The organism is Mesorhizobium sp. M1406, assembly GCF_040317555.1.
In the GTDB taxonomy this organism is placed as follows: Bacteria; Pseudomonadota; Alphaproteobacteria; order Rhizobiales; family Rhizobiaceae; genus Mesorhizobium.
Window position 1 is genome coordinate 1 of record NZ_JAMYKW010000087.1, and the last position, 15696, is coordinate 15696.

The window sequence follows — 15696 nt, forward strand, 5'->3', positions numbered from 1 at the left end:
GCTCTACCCGCTCAAGGCCTATGAATACCGCGCCATCTCAGAATCAGGCGACCCTCCCGCGAAGCGGGTTCGTGCATGGGGCGCATAGCTGCCATTCGTAGCCTCAAAGGCGAAGTTCGGCTTCGCCACACCAAGCCGCCACCGCGCATCATCGGGACAGGCCGCCGCTTCAAAGCTTCGACGCCGCCCCCCTTCACCCATAACACCCCCGCTCAACCGCCAGCCGCCGCACCAGTGCCAGCACGGCGTCGATGGTCGGCGTCGGCTGACCCGTCAGCCGGCCAAGTTCCTGCACCGCGCTCACCAGCGCGTCGATTTCCATCGGCCGGCCGCGCTCGAGATCCTGCAGCATCGAGGTCTTGTGTTCGCCGACATCGCCGGCACCCTTGATGCGCCGGTCGACCGCTATGGGAAAACGCACGCCGAGGCTTTCGCCGATCGCCTGCGCCTCCAGCATCATGGTGCGGGCGAGCGTGCGGGTGCCTTCGTCGGCGATGATCGCCGCCAGCGTGCTGCCGGTCAGCGCCGAGATCGGGTTGAAGGAGAGATTGCCCCACAGCTTCACCCAGATTTCGCCGCGGATGTCGTCGCGCACCGGCGCCTGCAGTCCGGCCTTGACCATTTCCTCGGCCAGAAGCGTCACCCGCTCGCTGCGCTCGCCGGAGGGTTCGCCGAGCGAGAAACGCTTGCCCTCGACATGGCGAATGAGGCCGGGGGCGTCCACTTCGACAGCGGGATAGACGACCGAGCCGATGACGCGCTCCGGCCCGATCCGCCGCCAGATCACGCCGCCGGGATCGACCGCGTTCAGCCTGGTGCCTTCGAGCGGCCCGCCGACGCCATGGAAATACCACCACGGCACGCCGTTCTGCATGGTGACGACGGATGTGTGATCCCCAAGCAGCGGCGCGATCTGGTCAAGGGCCGGGGTGAGGGAATGGGCCTTCAGCGCCAGCACCACATAGTCCTGCACGCCAAGTTCCCCGGCCTTGGCGGCGGCTCGGACGGGGACCGAAATTTCCTCGCCATCCTCGATCAGGCGCAGGCCGTTTGCCTTGATCGTTTCCAGATGCGCGCCGCGCGCGACGATCGATAGATCGGTCCGCCCGGCAATGGCAAGCCTGGCCGCGAGATAGCCGCCGATCGCACCGGCGCCGAAGATGGTGATCTTCATCGTCAAAGCCCGAGTTTGGCGGCAAGGCCGATGCGTTGCAATTTGCCGGTCGCGCCCTTGGGGATCTCGTCCAGGATCAGGATCTTGCGCGGCACCTTGAAGTCGGCAAGCCGCGTCGCGGCATAGAGGCGGATGTCGCCCTCGGTGGCACTGAGGCCGTCGCGCAGCACAACCGCCGCCGCCACCTCCTCGCCAAGCTTGTCATGCGGCATGGCGAAGGTGACGACCTGCGCCACCGCCGGATGGTCCATCAGCACATCGTCGACCTCGAGCGGCGAGATTTTCTCGCCGCCGCGGTTGATGATCTCCTTGAGCCGCCCGGTGACGCGCAAATATCCGTCCTCGTCCAGCACGCCCTGGTCGCCGGTGTGGAACCAGCCATGCGCGAAGGCCGTGGCGTTGGCATCCGGGTTCTTCTCATAGCCCGCCGTGACGTTGGGCCCGCGAATGACGATCTCGCCGGTCTCGCCGGCTTTGAGCAGTCGCCCGTCGGGCGCCATCACCGCCACTGCCGGACCGGCGGAGGCACCGACGCTGCCCGGCTTGCGCTGGCCCGGCGGCAGCCGGTTCGACGCCATCTGGTGCGCGGCCTCGGTCATCCCGTAGGATTCGATCACCGGACAGCCGAAGGTCGCCTCCAGCTCGGCCATCACTTGCGCCGGCAGCGACGCCGAGGACGAACGGATGAAACGCAGCCGCGCAGCCGCCAGCACCTCGGTGTTGCGTGCCGCCCGGGGCAGGATCGCCTGGTGCATGGTCGGCACCGCCGTGTACCAGCTTGGTCGTGCCTCGCTCAGCCACTGGAAGAAGCGCAGCGCGTTGAAGCCGGGCGTGCAAAAGATGCTGCCGCCCGATGCCAGCGACGACAGCACGGCCGCGATCAGGCCGTGAATGTGGAACAGCGGCATGATGTTGAGGCAACGGTCATTGGCCGTCAGGCCAAGTGTGCCGCCGATATGGGCGGCCGAGGCCGCGATGTTGGCATGGCTGAGCGGCACCAGTTTTGGCCGCGATGTCGTGCCGGACGTGTGCAGCAACAGCGCGATGTCATCATCCCGCGCCATGTCGGGCGCTGCCGGCGGTCCGATCGCTGGACCCTCGATGGCAAAACTGCCGGCGGGTGTGTCGGGCTGCACGACAAGCCGCAGCACGCCGATGCCGAGTTGTTCGGCCACCCTCACCGCCGGTCCGGTCTCGCCCTCCGCGACAAGGATCGCCTTGGCGCCGATGTCGGTCAGGTAGAAATCGAGCTCGTCGGCCCGGTAGGCGGGATTGAGCGGCGCCGTCGAGGCAGCGGCCGCCACGGCGACGAAGGCGGAGGCCATCTCCGGCCCGTTCGGCAGCACGATCGCCACCCTGTCGCCCCGGCCGATGCCGCGCGCATGCAGCTGTTCCGCCGTGTCGGCGATCAGGCTGCGCAATCCGCCATGGGTGAGCGTCGCCCGGTCAGGTGCCAGGATCGCCGCCGCGTCGTCGGCACCGGCGGCGAGACGGCGGGAGAGGTCTGTATGGGTTTCAGTTTGGGTCATGATCACCGGCTATGTTTCAAGTGTCCTGCATGCGATTTCGGCCCGAAGATAGTCGCTTCGGAACAATTGTCGACGTTGGCGCCGCCCCTCATCCGCCTGCCGGCACCTTCTCCCCGTATAGTGACGGGGAGAAGAGGAAGCCGCACCCTAGGGGCATTTCTTGCAACGCTGGCGATTGGCGAGACCATCGATGAAAGCGTCTTTCTCCCCGTCACTATACGGGGAGAAATGCCCGGCAGGGCAATGAGGGGCGGCGCCAACGCTCGTTGTGGCAACTGCCGCCTTCTCCAGGCCGCCACGATTGTTCCGCTCAGTCTCAATATCCAAGCGCCAAACCATCCTTGCGCGGATCGGAGGCGCCGGTCAGCGTCCCCTTCTCCCAGTCGATCAGCACCACCTGTCCGCCGCCCAGCGGGTGATGCGGCTCGGTGATGCGGTGGCCGCGCCGGCGCAGGCCCTCGATCGCCTCGGCGGGGACGCCGCGCTCGGCCTCCACGGTATCATCGTTGTAGAACACCCTTGGCGCGTCCAGCGCCTGCTGCGGGTCCATGCCGAAATCGAGCATGTTGGTGAGCAGGTGGACATGTCCGAACGGCTGGTAGCCGCCGCCCATGACGCCGAACGGCATCACGGCGCGGCCGTTCTTCGTCGCCATGCCGGGCATGATCGTGTGCATCGGCCGCTTGCCGGGCGCGATCGCGTTCGGGTGCGCCGGGTCGAGGCGGAAGCTGGAGCCACGGTTCTGCAGCACGATGCCGGTCTTAGGGCCGACCACGCCGCTGCCGAACGAATAGTACGTCGAGTTGATGAACGAGACCGCGTTGCGGTCGCGGTCGACGATGGAGATGTAGACCGTGTCGCTGCCGGGCAATTCCACGCGCGGCAGGTGCGTCATGGCGCGGTCGCGGTCGATCCCGGCGCGCAGCCGGTCGGCATAGGCGCCGGACAGGAGCTGCTTCACCGGCACCGGCACATGGTCCTGGTCGCCGACGAAGCGATCACGGTCGCGGTAAGCCAGACGCCCAGCCTCGATTTCCAGATGCAAGCGCTCGGCGCCATTGGGGTCGAGCCCGCCAAGCTTGAAGCCCGACAGCACGTTCAGCATCAAAAGCGCCGTCAGCCCCTGATTGTTCGGTGGCATCTGGTGAATCTCATGACCGCCATAGGAGGTGCTGACCGGCGTCACATAGTCGCCTCGGGTGGCGGCGAAATCCTCGGTCGAATGAAGTCCGCCCAATTCGTTGAGCCGGCGCACTATATCGTCGGCGACGGCACCCTCGTAGAATCCGGCGCGGCCGTGCCTGGCGATGATGCGCAAGGTGGCCGCCATTTCCGGCTGGCGGTGGACATCGCCGGCTTGCGGCGCCTTGCCGCCAGGCAGGAAGATGCGCGCGGCATGCTCGTCGGCCGACAGGTCGGTCTCAGGTTCGGCCCAGTCGAAGGCGACACGGTCATGCACGACATAGCCGTTTTCGGCATAATGGATGGCCGGCGCCAGCGCCTCGGCAAGGCCCTTGCGGCCATGATCCTCCAGCAGGCGGCTCCAGGCATCGACGGCGCCCGGCACGGTGACGGCATGCGGTCCCTGCAGCGGGATGCGGTCGAAGCCCTTTTTCAGATACCAGTCGACCGTCGCCTTGGCCGGCGCCCGACCGGAGCCGTTGAAGGCCAGCACATTGTCTTGTCCCGCCGGGCAGTAAAGCACGAAGCAGTCGCCGCCGATGCCGGTCGACTGCGGTTCGACCACCGCCTGCACGGCGGCGGCGCAGACCGCGGCATCCATGGCGTTGCCGCCGGAGCGCAGCATCTCGATGGCCGCAAGGGTCGCAAGCGGATGCGACGTCGCGGCAACCGCTTGCGTGGCACGAACCGGCGAGCGGCCGGGAAACTGGAAATCACGCATTCTGTCTGGATATCCCCTGGTCACTTCTGCGAATGGGTCACTTGAAATCAATGCCGCCGGCCGAAGATCTGCGCAACCGACAACAGCGCGACCGAGAGCACGATCAGGCAGGTCGAGATGGCGGCGATCGTCGGGTCGATCTGGTCGCGCAGCGCGTTGAACATGCGGCGCGTCAACGTCGTGGTCTCGCCACCCGATATGAACAGCGAAACCACCACTTCGTCGAAGGAGGCGATGAAGGCAAACAGGGCGCCCGAGACCATCGAGAAGCGGATCTGCGGCATCGTCACCTGCCAGAAGGCGGCGACACGTCCGGCGCCGAGGCTGCGCGCCACCCGCTCCTGGTTCATGTCGTAGGAGCGCAGCCCCGACAGCACCGTCAGCACCACCAGCGGCAAGGCCTGCACCGTGTGCGCAATGACCAGCCCGGTCAGTGTGTTGTTGAGCCCGATCCGCGCATAGAGGAAGAAGGTGCCGATGCCGATCAGGATCACCGGGACGATCAGCGACGCGGTCAGCAGCGCGTTGATGGTGCCGTTGAAGCGCAGCGTGCCCCGGTTGATGGCATAGGCAGCCGCGGTGCCGAATGGGGTAGCGACGAGCACGGTCATGACAGCCACCTTGACCGAGACGATCGTGGCGTCGCGCCACTCCAGCGAGCCGAAATAGGTCTGGTACCAGCGCAGCGACCATTGCCGCGGCGGGAATTGCAGCAGCGTCGAATCCGAAAACGACATGATGACGATGATGATCGACGGCGCGATCAGGAACAACAGCACGAGGCCGCCGAGGCAGTAGAGCCACAGGCGTTGCTGGTGCGAGATCGGCAGGCCGACATTCTCACTCATCGCGAACTCCACACACCTGTGGCGCGCGCGCCGAGCAGCCACTGGAACAGGCCGAGAAGCGCCAGCGTGACCACAAGCAGCACCACGCCAAGTGCGGCACCCGCGCCCCAGTTGGAGTAGAGGCTGGTGGTCTGTTCCATGCGCATGGCCCACATGATCACCTTGCCGCCACCCATCAGCGCCGGGGTGACGAAGAAGCCCAGGCACAGCACGAAGACGATGACCACGCCCGAGGCAAGGCCGGGCAGCGACAGCGGAAAGAAGATCTGCCGGAAGTTGGCGGCCGGGCCGGCGCCGAGGTTCATGCCGGCGCGCAGGCAGTCGGTGTCGATTGTCTTCATCGAGGCGTAGAGCGGCAGCACCAGGAACGGCAGCAGGATATGCGTCATGCCGATGACCACGCCCGACAGATTGTTGGCGAGCGATAGCGGCTGGCTGATCACGCCGAGCTCGATCAGCCAGCTGTTGATCAGGCCCTTGCGCTGCAGGATCACCAGCCAGGCATAGGTGCGCACCAGCACCGATGTCCAGAACGGCAGGATGACGAAGATCAGGCAGATCGACGCCGCCCGGCGCGGCAGTTGCGACAGCATGTAGGTCAGGGGGTAGCCGAGCAGGACGCAGGCGCCGGTGACGATGAAGGCGACCTTGAAGGTGGTGACGAAGGTCCTGATGTAGGAGGCCTGTTCGAAGAAGCGCGCATAGTTGGCGGCGCTGAGGGCGCCGGCCTCGTCGAACAGCGACAGCCAGAACAGCCAGCCGATCGGCACGATGATGATGGCAAAGACCAGGAACAGGCTCGGCGCCAGCAGCGCCAGCAGCCGCATCGATTCACGCCGCGCATCGGTGCGCAGCGCCTGCGCGTTCAAGTCCCGGCCTGCATGGCCGCCAGTCTCTTCCATGAGGGCGGACTGCGCGCTCATCAATCCGCCGCCACCAGGATCGTGTCCTGCGCATCGAGGCCGAGCCTGACCGGCTGGCCGGGAGCCGGCATTTTCGCCAGCACATCGCTGCGGCAATAGTCGCGCAATGTCAGCTGGCGGCCATCGCGCAGCAGTGCGTAGCAGACGAAACTGTCGCCCTGGTAGATGATGTCGCTGAACGTCGCGTCGAGCACGTTGATACCGCTCGCCGGTTCGACGTTTGCCAGCAGTCGCAGCTTTTCCGGCCGCACCACCATCAGGTGCTGGCCAGCCGCCGGCACTGGTGCTGCCGTGTGGATTCTCCGGTCCTCGTACCAGACCGACCCATTGCGGCACTCGACCGGGATGAAATTCGATTCGCCGATGAAGCCGGCTACAAATCGCGTTTGCGGCGTGGCGTAGAGGGTCTCGGGCTTGTCGAGCTGTTCGATGCGCCCGGCGTTCATGACGGCGATACGGTCGGACATGGTGATCGCTTCGCGCTGGTCGTGCGTGACATAGACCGTGGTCATGCCGAGCCGCCGATGCAGGGCGCGCAGCTCAATCTGCATATGCTCGCGCAGGCCCTTGTCCAATGCCGACAACGGCTCGTCCATCAGCACGATGCGCGGCTCGAAGACGATGGCGCGCGCCAGCGCCACACGCTGGCGCTGGCCGCCGGAGAGCTGGTCGACCCGACGCTCGCCCAGGCCCTGCAACTTCACCAGCTCGAGCGCCTTTTCGACGCGCTCGGCCGTCTCGGCGGCGGCGACGCCGCGCTGCTTCAGCGGAAAGGCGATGTTGCGGAAGACGTTCATATGCGGAAACAGCGCGTAGTTCTGGAATACCATGCCGATGTTGCGCTTGTGCGGCGGCGTGGTGATGATCTCATCGCCGCCGACCCTGATCGAGCCGGCATTGGCCCGCACGAAGCCGGCCAGGATCATCAGCAGCGTCGTCTTTCCGGAGCCGGAAGGGCCGAGCAGCGTCAGGAATTCGCCGGCCTCCACATCGAGGGTCAGGTCGCTCAGCACCGGCACGCTGCCAAATCGTTTCTCGATCCGGCGCATGCTGATCGGCAGCGCGGATGGCGCAATGGACAAGATCATCGTCTCCTAGAGGCTGAGGCGGCGCAAGCAGGGCGAGGCGCCGCCCTGCCGTGGTTTGGGTTGCGGCCGCGGCCTATTGCTGGATCAGATTGTTGAACTTTTCCGTCGCCTCGACCAGATTGTCACGCCAGAACTCGGGGTCCTGCAGCGCCTGCTTCTTGACGTTTTCGGGCGCCGAATTGATGTCCTTGATCCTCTCCTGCGGGATCTTCCCGGTCTCGAAAGCCTTCTCGTTGACCGGCCCATTGTCGACATAGAGCGGCAGATTGGCCTGCAGCTGCGGGCTCACGAACATCGCCAGCGCCTTCATCGCCGCTTCCTTGTTCTTGGCGCCCTTGGGGATGACCATGCAGTCGGCGGTCAGAACACCCTGGTCGAAGGAGAAGCTGACCGGCGCGCCTTCCTTCTTCAAGGTGCCGGCGCGGCCATTCCAGATGCTCGCCATGTCGACTTCGCCGTCCTTCACCAACTGCATGGCCTGGGCGCCGGAGGTCCACCAGGCATCGACGTGACCACGGATCTTGTCCACGGATTTCAAGGCGCCGTCGATATCGACCGGATAGACCTTGTCGATCGGAATGCCCTCGGCCAGTGCCGCGACGCTCAGCGTTTCCGTCGCCTGGCTGCCGCTCAGCGCGCGCCGCCCCGGGAATTTCTCCATGTTCCAGAAATCGGCCCAAGTCTTCGGCCCTTTGTCTCCGAACACATCGGTCCGGTAGATCAGCACGACCGACGTGTAGGAAATGCCGACCCAGTCATCATGGACAAGCTTCGGATTGATGCCGCTCTTGTCGATGATGCCGTAGTCGAGCTTCTCGAACAGCCCTTCCTTCGAGCCGCGCGCGCATTCGTCGGCGCCAAGTTCGGTGATGTCCCATTTCACCGCATTGCCGGTCACTTGCAGCCGCACGTCGTCGAGGCCGTTGGTGGTGTCTTCCTTGATGGTGATGCCGAGCGCATCGGCGGTCGGCTTGAAGAACGCCTTGGTCTGCGCCTCCTGGTAAGTGCCGCCCCATGAGGCGACGGTGATGGTGTCGCCCGCCATGGCGGGGGCCGCGAGCGAGGCCATGAGGCCGGCCATCGCGACAACGCTAACGCTTCTGGTCCTGTTCATTTTCGGCTCTCCAACCGGTGTTCCCATCGTTTTTAATTTCGCATGCTATTTTGTATACAATTTTGAGTGTAGCCTGGGGATCGGCGATGTCAACACCGTCCGGCACGATCGGATTTACGCGTTTCGTGCCGGACGGTGAGAGGGACGGCTTCGCCGAGGGCGTGGCAAATTACGCCGACTGCGACTACAGCTAAGCGTGTTCCGGCTGAAAGGCCGGCGAACTGGGAATGGAACCTTGGCCAAGGAAACCAAAAATACGCTGCGCGACTCGGTCTACTCCTCGCTCAAGGCGATGATCGTGACCGGCCAGATTCCGCCGGGCTCGCGCGTCACCGAAAACGACATCGCGGTGAAGCTCAATGTCAGCCGCACCCCGGTGCGCGAGGCCTTCAACCGCCTCGAGCGCGACGGCCTGGTCACCGGCCGGCCGCGCCAGGGCTATGTCGTCACCGAGTTTGACATCAACATGTTCCGCGAGGCCTTCGAGATCCGCGAGCTGCTCGACGGCCACGCGACCGAGTTGGCGGCGGCTGCGGCGACGGAAGCGGACAAGGCGCGGCTGCGCGCCATGCTGGCCGAATGCGAGCGGCTCGCCGCCATTCCCGAGCGCACCAACAGGGAAAAATTCCAGGAACTGGAAGTCGGCATCGACCTGCATCGCGTCATCGCCGAAATCAGCGGCAATGTCATGCTGCACGGCATGCTGTGCGGCATCCTCGACAAGTGCCAGCACTATGTCTGGACCGAACTCCTGTGGTTGGACGAATGGAAGATCGCCCGTGACGAGCACGCCGAAATCGTCGACGCCATCTGTGCCGGCGACGCCCGCCGCGCCGGCACGCTGGCCCGCGCCCATGTGCGGGGATCACGTGACAATGTGCTGCGCCTGCTGCAGGCCAAGTCGGACTATCGCAATTTTCTCGCCAAGGCCTCGTGAGGAACCACCTGGACGCTACCGATGCGCGCCGCGAGCCCGAGCCGTTGCCTCAGCCGGGAGATTCGAAGGGCATCATAGTCATGGAATGATCAGTGTGTGGTGGGATCGATCCGGCGGAGGCGTGAGCGCGCTTCAGCCACATTTTTTTGCTCGGATCTGATCCGGCAGCACAGGGCAAGGCTGATGCCGACGCCACGCTCCTCGTCCAGCATCTCATTTGCTCGCGTGAGAAAGAGTTCCGCGCGCTTGACGCGCTGCCTGGCTCTCGCCAGTTCCAGTTCCAGATGGTCGTGCATTATTCCGCACCCGTGAGGTTTACGGTCCCTTCAGGGGGAAAACCGCTGCTGAGCGGTTTGGTTCCCGCTGGTTGGCGGAAGGCACCAGCGCCGACCGACGTTCAGCCCTTGCGTTCCTGAAGGCTGTTGCCGCCATCGACCATCAGCAGGGCGCCGTTGACATAGCTGGCGCCTTCCGACGCCAGGAAGACCACCGCCGCGGCCACCTCGTCCGGCCGCCCGGCCCGCGCCGGCGGCGTATGCAGGGCAGCTTGCCGCTCCATCTCGCTCGACGACCCCGTTTCGATCCAGCCGGGAGCAACGGCATTGGCCGTGATGCCGCTCTGCGCCACTTCGAGTGCCAGCGCGCGCGTCAGGCCGACCATACCGGCCTTGGCAGCGGAATAGGCCGATGTGCCTTCGAAAGACACCAGCGGCCCGGTGACCGACCGCCACATTGGCGATGCGCCCATAGCCCGCTTCGACCATCGCCGGCAGAAACGCTTTCGTGACGAGGAATGCGGTCTTCAGGCTGACGTCGATCCCTTGATCCCAGTCGGCCTCGGTCATCGCGAGAAACGCCTTGTCGACCGAGGGCGATGCCAGCGAGCCCATGCCGGCATTGTTGACCAGAATATCGACCGCGCCGACATCCGCCCGCAGCCCCGCGACGTCCGATGCGGCCGTGAGATCCGCGATTGCGGCAGTGGCATCGATGCCTTCGGCACAAAGTTCGGCGGCGCGATCGCGCACGCGCGCGCTGGCGCTGGTGGGGAAGACGGTATGGCCGGCACGTCCGAGCTGCCGGGCAATGGCAAAGCCGATCCCGTCAGCCGCACCGGCTCCGGTGATACCCGTCTCAATGGCGTCCCGGACCGCCCGGTGGATCTGCGTCGCCAGTGGCGGGGTGGCGGGGCAGCCACAGGGTGGACATTTCAGCGCACATGGAAAATGATCACGTTGCCATGCACAATACTGCAGTGCTCTGATCTCGACGAGAAGCCTGAGCGTAGAAGCGGATCAACCGACCTCCGGGTCCAGCGAATGGGGGACGCAAATGGACAGCCCAAGGAATGGGCAATTGCATCGCGACGCGGGCGGGCGACCCTGTCGATCGGCCGGCTGGCTTGCCCGCGCCGCCGTGTCGGCGGCATTCCTGCTCGGCATGGCTTTCAGCAGCACAGCGTTTGCGCAGGACCAGCAGCTACCCGTGGTGACGGCGGCCAAGCCGGTGGTCCGTAAAATCGTCGAAGACGACGAGTTCGTCGGGCGCTTCGAAGCCGTCGACCAGGTCGCCGTCCGTTCGCGCGTCAGCGGCTATCTGGACAAGGTCAGCTTCCAGGACGGCGCACTGGTCAACAAGGGCGACCTGCTCTTCACCATCGACCAGCGTCCGTACCAGGCGGCTTATGATGCCGCAAAGTCGCAAGTTGACGTCGCCAAGAGTCTGCTCGAATTCTCCAAGATGCAGCTGGATCGCGCCGACGAACTCGCCAAGACCGGCAATATCTCAACCGCGACGGTCGACGACCGCCGGCGGGAATACCTTTCGGCGCAGGCGCAGATGCAGGGCGCGACGGCTGCGCTGACGACGGCCAGCCTGAACATGGAATTCACCGAGATCAAGGCGCCCTTGTCCGGCCGCATCGACCGCCGGCTGGTGTCGGTCGGCAACCTCGTGCAGCCGGATTCCACCTTGCTGACGACCATCGTTACGCGCGATCCGATCGACTTCTATTTCGACGTCGATGAGCGCCTGTATTTCAGCTACGCCCGCGACGCGAAGCAGCGTGGCGGCAGCATGCAGGAGGGCGCCGGCGGGCTCGAGGTGGTGGTTCGCGTCGCCGACCGCGCGGAGGCGGTATTCAAAGGCAAGCTCGATTTTGCCGAGAACCGGATCGACAACGCGACCGGCACCATGCGGGTGCGTGCAAGCTTTCCCAACGCCGACGGCATTCTCCAGCCAGGCATGTTCGGGCGCATCAACGTGCCGGGGTCGCTGCCGCATAGCGGCGTGCTGGTGCCTGACGAGGCGATCGGCGCCGATCAGGATCGGCGTATCGTGTTCCTGGTGGATGAGGCCGGGACGGTGTCGGCGAAGCCCGTGCGCACCGGCCCGCTTCTCGACGGCTACCGGGTGATCCGCGCGGGCCTGACCGGCGACGAGACGATCATCGTCAACGGGCTGATGCACGCCAGGCCCGGCACCAAGGTGAAGGCCGAGATAGTGACGTTGCCGCCCAAGGTCGAGACCGCCGGGTTGCAGCAATGAGGTTCGCACATTTCTTCGTCGACCGTCCGATCTTCGCATCGGTCGTTTCGATCGTCCTGCTGATCCTCGGCGGGATTGCTTATACCCAGCTGCCGGTCGCGCAATATCCCGAGATCGCGCCGCCGACCATCGTCGTTCGCGCGCAGTATCCGGGCGCCGACGCCGAGACGGTCGCAGCGACGGTGGCAACGCCGATCGAGCAGGAGATCAACGGCGTCGAGGGCATGCTCTACATGTCGTCCTATTCGTCGGGCGACGGGGCGATGGCGCTGACCATCACCTTCAAGCTGGGCACCGATCTCGACCAGGCGCAGGTGCTGGTGCAGAACCGCGTGTCGGTCGCCGAGCCGCGCCTGCCCGAAGAAGTCCGCCGCCTCGGCATCACCACCACCAAGAGCTCGCCCGACCTGATGATGGTCGTGCACATGCTGTCGCCCGACAATACCTACGACCAGCTCTACGTCTCGAACTACGCCCGCTCGCGGGTGCGCGACATACTGCTCAGACTAGATGGCGTCGGCGACCTCATCATCTTCGGCGAACGCGAATATTCGCTGCGCATCTGGCTCGATCCGGAAAAACTGTCCGCCCTGGGGATGACCTCGGGCGATGTGGTGCAGGCGCTGCGCGACCAGAACGTCCAGGTGTCGGGCGGCTCGATCGGTGCGCCACCGACCAACACCGGCACGGCGTTCCAATACACGGTCACCACGCAAGGCCGCTTCAACGACGCACGCGACTTCCGATACGTGATCGTCAAATCGACCGACGACGGCCGCCTGATCTCGCTGCAGGACGTGGCGCGCATCGAGCTCGGCGCCAAGGATTACGTCACCAACTCCTATCTCAACGGCAAACCGGCGGTGGCGCTCGCCATCTTCCAGCGGCCGGGCACCAATGCGCTCGCCGCAGCCGCGGAGATCCAGGACAAGATGAAGGAGCTTTCCCGCGACTTCCCGAAGGGGTTGAGCTACGACATCGTCTACAATCCGACCGAGTTCGTCGCCGAGTCGATCCAGGAGGTCTACAAGACGATCCTCGAGGCGATGCTGCTGGTCATCATCGTCATCATCGTCTTCCTGCAATCGTGGCGCATGGCGATCGTGCCGATCGTGGCAATCCCGGTGTCGCTGATCGGCACGCTGGCGGTGCTTTACGCCGCCGGCTTCTCGCTCAACATGCTGACTCTGTTCGGCCTCGTTCTGGCGATCGGCATCGTCGTCGACGATGCGATCGTCGTGGTCGAAAACGTCGAGCGCAATATCGCCAGTGGGCTGGCGCCCAATCCGGCGTCGCACCTGACCATGGACGAAGTCGGAACGGCCGTCATCGCGATCTCGCTGGTGCTGATAGCCGTGTTCGTACCGACAGCCTTCATCCCCGGTATTTCCGGGCAGTTCTATCTGCAGTTTGCGATCACAATCGCGGTGTCGACGGCGATCTCGGCATTCAATTCGCTGACGCTTTCGCCGGCGCTGGCCGCACTGCTGTTCAAGCCGCACCACGCCGCGGCGGCGCCGCCGCGCTTTTTCGTGGCGCGGTTCGGACGGGCGCTCGCCGACGGCTTCAATCGCGGCTTCGACAGGGTCGCCCACTGGTATTCGAGCATCGTCCGCGTGCTGGTCGGCTCCCAGATAACGATCGCCGCCATGCTGGCCGTTTTCGCGGCCCTCATCTACGCCACGGTCTACATGGTGCAGGCTGTGCCGCGCGGTTTCATTCCGTCGCTCGACCAGGGCTATGCGATCGTCGTCGTCCAGTTGCCGGATGGCGCCTCGCTGTCGAGGACCGACGCGGTCATCCAGCAGGCATCGCAGATCATCCAGAAAACGCCAGGCGTCGACTACGCAGTCGCCTTCGCCGGTTTCTCCGGCGCGACCTTCACCAACGCCAGCAACGCGGGTGTGATCTTCGCCAGGTTCAAGCCGTTTGACGAGCGACTGAAAGCCGGCCAGTCGGCGACCCAGGTCATCGGCAATCTGTTCGGCAGCCTGCAAAGCATCAAGGAAGCCTTCATTATCGCACTGCCGCCGCCGCCAATCCGCGGCGTCGGCAATGCCGGCGGCTTCAAGCTGCAGATCCAGGAGCGCAACAGCGCCGACATGCGGCAGATCCTGGCGCTTGCCTACGAAATCGCCGGCAAGGCCAACAAGACGCCGGGGCTGACGGGCGTGTTCACCACCTTCTCCGCGTCGAGCCCGCAATTCTTCCTGGCGATCGATCGCGACAAGGCGCGCATCCTGAACGTGCCGATCCCCAACATCTTCGAGACGCTGTCGATCAATTTGGGCACCGCCTACGTCAACGACTTCAACGCTTTCGGGCGCGTCTACCAGGTGCGGGCGCAGGCCGACCAGGCGTTCCGCCTCGATCGCGCCGACATCTTGAAACTGAAGGTGCGCTCGGCGACCGGCGCGCTGGTTCCGCTCGGCACATTGATCGAGATCCGCGACGTCACGGGCCCGGCGCTGGTCCAGCGCTACAACATGTACGTCTCGGTGCCGCTGCAGGGCAACGCCGCGCCCGGCGTTTCCACGGGTGACGCGCTGGCATTGATGGAAGGGATTACGGCAAAGACGCTGCCGGCCGGTACCTCCTATGAATGGACCGAACTCGCCTATCAGGAGCGCAACACCGGCAATGCCGCTGTCTATATATTCGGACTGTCGGTGCTGTTCGTGTTCCTGGCGCTGGCGGCGCAATATGAAAGCTGGGTGCTGCCGTTCGCCATTGTGCTGGTGGTGCCGCTCGGCGTGCTCGCGGCGCTGCTCGGCGTGTCGTTGCGAGGGCTGGACAACAACATCCTCGTGCAGATCGGCCTCATCGTGCTGATCGGGCTTGCCGCCAAGAACGCGATCCTGATCGTCGAATTCGCGCGGCAGGCGCAGGAACGCGGGCTGTCGGCCGCCGAGGCTGCCGTCGAAGCCTGCCGGCTCAGGCTGCGGCCGATCCTGATGACCGCCTTCTCGTTCATCCTCGGCGTCGTGCCGCTGATGATCGCAACGGGCCCGGGCGCAGAAATGCGCCAGTCGCTCGGCACCGCGGTGTTCTCCGGCATGCTCGGCGTCACCTTCGTCGGCCTGTTCCTGACACCGGTGTTCTACGTCACGCTCAGGTCGCTGTTTTCACGGCGCATGCCCCGTACCGAGGCCGAGCCTTCGGGGCCGGCAGAGGCGCCAACGGAGACGGCCGCCGAGTAGGGTTACGAATTCGCCGCGTCGGGCGCGGCTTATCACTCCAGAAAATCGGCGCGGCGCGGCAACGGCCACGATCTGCGCGACCTCGGCGTCGAGGTGCGGCGGAGACCCTGCTCGGTCTGATCCAGCCCAACAGCCGCATCCAGTTCAGCGAGACGATGCCGGGCGGCGAGGCCAATGCGATCTTTTATCTGGTCGACCAGGCGGGGCTTGAGGGCGCAACCGCGACCTCCGGAGTCCTCGCTTGCGATGTCTGCTTTCAGGACGCGGAGAAGCTGATCTCTACGGCCGAGATTGTGAAGGGTTTCGGGTGCCGTCAGGCGTACGAAAGCCTCCCATGCAGGAACCCACGGGCCGCATGCTGTGCGCTATGGGGATTTGTGTGGCGGGGTGTGCCAGCGCCTGTCGCGAACGCTCACATTTCGTGCTGCGGGCG

The 15696-nt window shown here is 65.1% G+C and carries 12 protein-coding genes and 1 pseudogene; 3 read left to right on the plus strand and 10 right to left on the minus strand.

All coding sequences use genetic code 11. The features are described from left to right. Positions 1-193: 193 nt before the first annotated feature. The 7 genes from NKH03_RS31855 to NKH03_RS31885 form a co-directional block, all read right to left on the minus strand. A complete protein-coding gene (locus NKH03_RS31855; protein ID WP_352972831.1) occupies positions 194-1174 on the minus strand; it encodes a 2-dehydropantoate 2-reductase in 981 nt (326 codons plus the stop codon). 2 nt (positions 1175-1176) lie between these two features. Next, positions 1177-2703 (minus strand): acyl--CoA ligase, encoded by a 1527-nt coding sequence (locus NKH03_RS31860; RefSeq protein ID WP_352972833.1) that lies wholly within the window; start codon positions 2701-2703, stop codon positions 1177-1179. A 316-nt stretch (positions 2704-3019) separates the two neighbouring features. Beyond that, positions 3020-4606, minus strand: coding sequence for a gamma-glutamyltransferase (gene ggt, locus NKH03_RS31865; RefSeq protein ID WP_352972834.1), 1587 nt, complete (start codon positions 4604-4606; stop codon positions 3020-3022). Between the two features lie 47 nt (positions 4607-4653). Next, positions 4654-5454 (minus strand): ABC transporter permease, encoded by an 801-nt coding sequence (locus NKH03_RS31870; RefSeq protein ID WP_352972837.1) that lies wholly within the window; start codon positions 5452-5454, stop codon positions 4654-4656. Further along, positions 5451-6377, minus strand: a complete 927-nt coding sequence (locus NKH03_RS31875) for an ABC transporter permease (RefSeq protein ID WP_352972839.1) — start codon at positions 6375-6377, stop codon at positions 5451-5453. Before NKH03_RS31875 ends, NKH03_RS31870 begins: the two co-directional genes overlap by 4 nt. Next, positions 6377-7459 (minus strand): ABC transporter ATP-binding protein, encoded by a 1083-nt coding sequence (locus NKH03_RS31880; protein WP_352972849.1) that lies wholly within the window; start codon positions 7457-7459, stop codon positions 6377-6379. Before NKH03_RS31880 ends, NKH03_RS31875 begins: the two co-directional genes overlap by 1 nt. Positions 7460-7538: 79 nt before the next feature. Further along, on the minus strand, positions 7539-8579 hold the full coding sequence (locus NKH03_RS31885) for an ABC transporter substrate-binding protein (RefSeq protein ID WP_352972841.1): 1041 nt from the start codon (positions 8577-8579) through the stop codon (positions 7539-7541). 235 nt (positions 8580-8814) lie between these two features. Between NKH03_RS31885 and NKH03_RS31890 the strand changes: the two genes are divergently transcribed. Further along, positions 8815-9516, plus strand: coding sequence for a GntR family transcriptional regulator (locus NKH03_RS31890; protein WP_352873770.1), 702 nt, complete (start codon positions 8815-8817; stop codon positions 9514-9516). A gap of 89 nt (positions 9517-9605) precedes the next feature. On the opposite strand, the gene NKH03_RS31895 is transcribed toward NKH03_RS31890, so the two are convergent. From NKH03_RS31895 to NKH03_RS31905, 3 genes and pseudogenes are all read right to left on the minus strand, one after another. Further along, positions 9606-9812 (minus strand): hypothetical protein, encoded by a 207-nt coding sequence (locus NKH03_RS31895; RefSeq protein ID WP_352972843.1) that lies wholly within the window; start codon positions 9810-9812, stop codon positions 9606-9608. Positions 9813-9913: 101 nt separating this feature from the next. Beyond that, positions 9914-10264 carry an SDR family NAD(P)-dependent oxidoreductase gene (locus tag NKH03_RS31900; RefSeq protein WP_352972845.1) on the minus strand — a complete coding sequence of 117 codons (351 nt, stop codon included), beginning with the start codon at positions 10262-10264 and terminating at the stop codon, positions 9914-9916. A gap of 34 nt (positions 10265-10298) precedes the next feature. Beyond that, a pseudogene (locus tag NKH03_RS31905) lies at positions 10299-10781 on the minus strand (SDR family NAD(P)-dependent oxidoreductase); the annotation flags it as partial. A gap of 175 nt (positions 10782-10956) precedes the next feature. Between NKH03_RS31905 and NKH03_RS31910 the strand changes: the two are divergent. Beyond that, positions 10957-12063, plus strand: coding sequence for an efflux RND transporter periplasmic adaptor subunit (locus NKH03_RS31910; protein WP_352972851.1), 1107 nt, complete (start codon positions 10957-10959; stop codon positions 12061-12063). After that, positions 12060-15263 carry an efflux RND transporter permease subunit gene (locus NKH03_RS31915; protein WP_352972847.1) on the plus strand — a complete coding sequence of 1068 codons (3204 nt, stop codon included), beginning with the start codon at positions 12060-12062 and terminating at the stop codon, positions 15261-15263. Before NKH03_RS31910 ends, NKH03_RS31915 begins: the two co-directional genes overlap by 4 nt. The last annotated feature ends 433 nt before the right edge of the window (positions 15264-15696 follow it).

Bases quoted from the DNA above. Each gene is read 5' to 3' on its own strand.
- NKH03_RS31855 (WP_352972831.1), bottom strand. From the start codon at position 1,174: ATGAAGATCACCATCTTCGGCGCCGGTGCGATCGGCGGCTATCTCGCG.
- NKH03_RS31860 (WP_352972833.1), bottom strand. From the start codon at position 2,703: ATGACCCAAACTGAAACCCATACAGACCTCTCCCGCCGTCTCGCCGCC.
- ggt (WP_352972834.1), bottom strand. From the start codon at position 4,606: ATGCGTGATTTCCAGTTTCCCGGCCGCTCGCCGGTTCGTGCCACGCAA.
- NKH03_RS31870 (WP_352972837.1), bottom strand. From the start codon at position 5,454: ATGAGTGAGAATGTCGGCCTGCCGATCTCGCACCAGCAACGCCTGTGG.
- NKH03_RS31875 (WP_352972839.1), bottom strand. From the start codon at position 6,377: ATGAGCGCGCAGTCCGCCCTCATGGAAGAGACTGGCGGCCATGCAGGC.
- NKH03_RS31885 (WP_352972841.1), bottom strand. From the start codon at position 8,579: ATGAACAGGACCAGAAGCGTTAGCGTTGTCGCGATGGCCGGCCTCATG.
- NKH03_RS31895 (WP_352972843.1), bottom strand. From the start codon at position 9,812: ATGCACGACCATCTGGAACTGGAACTGGCGAGAGCCAGGCAGCGCGTC.
- NKH03_RS31900 (WP_352972845.1), bottom strand. From the start codon at position 10,264: ATGGGCGCATCGCCAATGTGGCGGTCGGTCACCGGGCCGCTGGTGTCT.
- NKH03_RS31910 (WP_352972851.1), top strand. From the start codon at position 10,957: ATGGCTTTCAGCAGCACAGCGTTTGCGCAGGACCAGCAGCTACCCGTG.
- NKH03_RS31915 (WP_352972847.1), top strand. From the start codon at position 12,060: ATGAGGTTCGCACATTTCTTCGTCGACCGTCCGATCTTCGCATCGGTC.